Source organism: Okeania sp., assembly GCF_983059655.1.
In genome coordinates, this window is sequence record NZ_CEZPJD010000914.1 from 1 (window position 1) to 2,923 (window position 2,923).

Here is a 2,923-nt window from a genome sequence, read left to right on the forward strand (position 1 = left end):
AGGGTAGTTTGACCCGTTTTATTAGTCATAATAATATTAGATTTTAGATTCTTTGCCAGAGATTGACAAAAACTATTTATATTGAATCATCATACCGTTTCACGGAAGTTAAAAGTCAAAACTCAAAAGTCAAAAGCCAATAGTAAATGTAGGTTGGATTGAGGAACGAAACCCAACTTAATAGACCGACACAGCTAATTTTGTGCGCTAATTATTGTTCCTTAAATAATTTTTTTTGTTTTTCCTGATTTCGGTTATTTTTGAAGAAAAGTTGTATGGGTGTAAAAATCAGAAATGATTTGTTAGGTAGATTGGAGACTATCTTATAGGATATTTATGAGTGCTGTAAACAAACTAGAAAAGTATTAAGTTAAACGTTCCTGACTAAGAAACAAGGAGGTGATAACTTATGGGAGATAGTGGTCTCTAATTAATAGGTTTAAGGATTTTCTTTTAATGAATAGTATAGTAAGTCCTGATATACTTTAGGATTGTATCATATCTTTTTATTATCCATCTCAAGTTGTGTGCTTCTAAGGAGCTATAAAAAAAAGCTGTTCAAGTTATTTTTATACGAGTTCTAAATAGCAATCCTAACTCGTGACTCCTAACTACCACCAAAATATTATAACCGCAATGATTGCCATACTGCTTTTACTATTCAAAAAGAACTTGGTTAGGATAATGTGCATATTTCCAGCATTTTATTCTAACTCAACTATTCTCTAAAATAGAGTTCTTGGGAATTTGGCAAAAAAATGGCTAAGTGTCCGGATTTTAATAATAGCAATTGTATTATGGTCTAAAAATTGCTATTTTCTATAATCTTACCTTAATTCAGAAATGTATGGAAATTCCCAATGATAAAGATCCTAACCATATGGGCCAGGTGAACATACCTGTTAATATTGTTGTCATTTTAGTGGCGTTATCCAGTTTACTAGCATTGATTTATATTTGCATAGATAAAACATATAAAGATGCATTAGATTTTCTTATTCATGCGTTCACAACGAGCGTTATAGCTGTAAGTGCTAATTATGCTTATAAAAGTCTTAGTAAAGCTGAAAAGGATAAACAGAATGAGGAAGAAAGCCGTTTGAAAGAACGTCGTCAAGCTGAAAAGGATAAACAAATAGATGAAGCACATCGCTTGATCGAACGTTGGAATCGTCCAGAAATGCTCCTATTAGAATTTGCTGCTAAACAAATACTTAATGATTTAAGAAACAATCAACAATCTATGCAAATGTATATTGAACAAGCAGAAAAAAATAACAATCAGGAGAAGATACATAAGCTCACTAAGATCCTGAATTTCTTAGTTGAGATTTCAATATGTATTGAAAATCAAGTTGCTGATGAAAAAGTATTAAAGAGCTTTTTCCAGGGAATAGTTGAAGATTACTGCGAAAAATTCGATGAGCTGATCCATTCTCGGAGAGAAGGAAATGGGCACCGAGAGAGATATAAGAAACTTCTAAAACTCAAAGATGATTGGAATGGAAATTAAAGAAGCAATCTGAATTATTTAGTTTAATTGGTCTTTAAAAGATTAATATTGTGTTTAGCTTTGGCTTTCTCTACTGCCATTAATGAGTTGTTTTATTTCACTAAGATATTATTTAGTATTGATGTTAGAATTATGTAGGTTGGAATAAAGATTAAATAATATCTAAAAATCAACTACTAAAATTAAATGGGTTTGGAGACCAAACCCCTACTAAAATATTAGAACTTATTTAGGGTTGCTGATGAAACTAATGCAAAAACAACTATCTATAACTACTCTCTGTATTTCCTTATATCTAACTGGATGTCAATCTTCTCAACCAGAAATAACATCTCCCAGTCCCGAAATAACTCCTTCCCCACAAGCATCACAAATATCAATTGAAATTCCCCAAAAACCTTTAACATTACCTCCAAATAATCCAGACAAAATAGCTTATACTCCCATCGAAACATATCTCAGTAGATTAACAAATCAAGGATTTTCTCAACAAAATCAAGGAATATGGATACAATCAAATGATACTTTATTAGCAAATCATCAAGGTACAACTCCTTTACCAGCAGCTTCAATTACTAAAGTTGCAACTTCTTTAGTAGCCTTAAGAACTTTCAATCCCGACCATCAATTTATTACTTTAATTGGCACAACAGGAGAAGTAGAAAATGGCGTATTAAATGGAGATTTAGTGATTCAAGGAGGAGAAGACCCATTTTTTGTTTGGGAAGAAGCGATCGCTATTGGCAATATATTAAATAAAATCGGGATTCAAAGAGTTACTGGCAATCTAATTATTACTGGCAAATTTTACATGAATTTTGAATCTAATCCTCAGACTGCTGGTAATTTATTGAAACAAGGATTAAACAGTCAAATTTGGTCTTCAGAAGTTTTAAATCAATATCAAACTTTGCCTCCAGGTACAGCAAAACCACAAGTAATAATTGATGGAGTTGTAGAAGTTTCTCCTACTCCTCCAGAAAATATTAAATTATTAGTTAGACATTATTCTTTTCCCATGGCTGAACTGGTGAAAAAGATGAATCAATATAGTAATAATTTAATGGCAGATATGTTAGCTGAAGCTGTGGGAGGCCATCAAGTAGTTGCGGAAAAAGCTGCTAAATTTACAGGAGTACCAAAAGAGGAAATTCAACTAATTAATGGTTCAGGTTTAGGAGAAGAAAATCGCATTTCTCCTCGTGCTGCTACGGGAATGTTTTTAGCAATAGATAAATATCTTCAGCAATATAATATGAATGTGGCAGATGTATTTGTGATTGTGGGCAAAGACAAAGGTATTTTAGAGGAACGTAAACAACTTCCTAATTTAGCAGTAGTTAAGTCTGGAACTTTAAATTCTGTTAGTGCTTTAGCAGGTGCTTTACCAACAAAAGAACAGGGAATTGT

The 2,923-nt window shown here is 32.2% G+C and carries 2 protein-coding genes; both read left to right on the forward strand.

The genetic code is table 11. The features are described 5' to 3' along the window. The first annotated feature begins 847 nt into the window (after window positions 1–847). The gene (locus AC3DU7_RS30105) at window positions 848–1,513 is read left to right on the forward strand and encodes a DUF4760 domain-containing protein (protein WP_488042912.1); all 666 of its coding nucleotides are present in this window, start codon (window positions 848–850) and stop codon (window positions 1,511–1,513) included. A 250-nt stretch (window positions 1,514–1,763) separates the two neighbouring features. Next, window positions 1,764–2,923 (forward strand): D-alanyl-D-alanine carboxypeptidase (locus AC3DU7_RS30110; protein WP_488042913.1); only part of this gene is annotated, 1,160 nt, incomplete at its 3' end.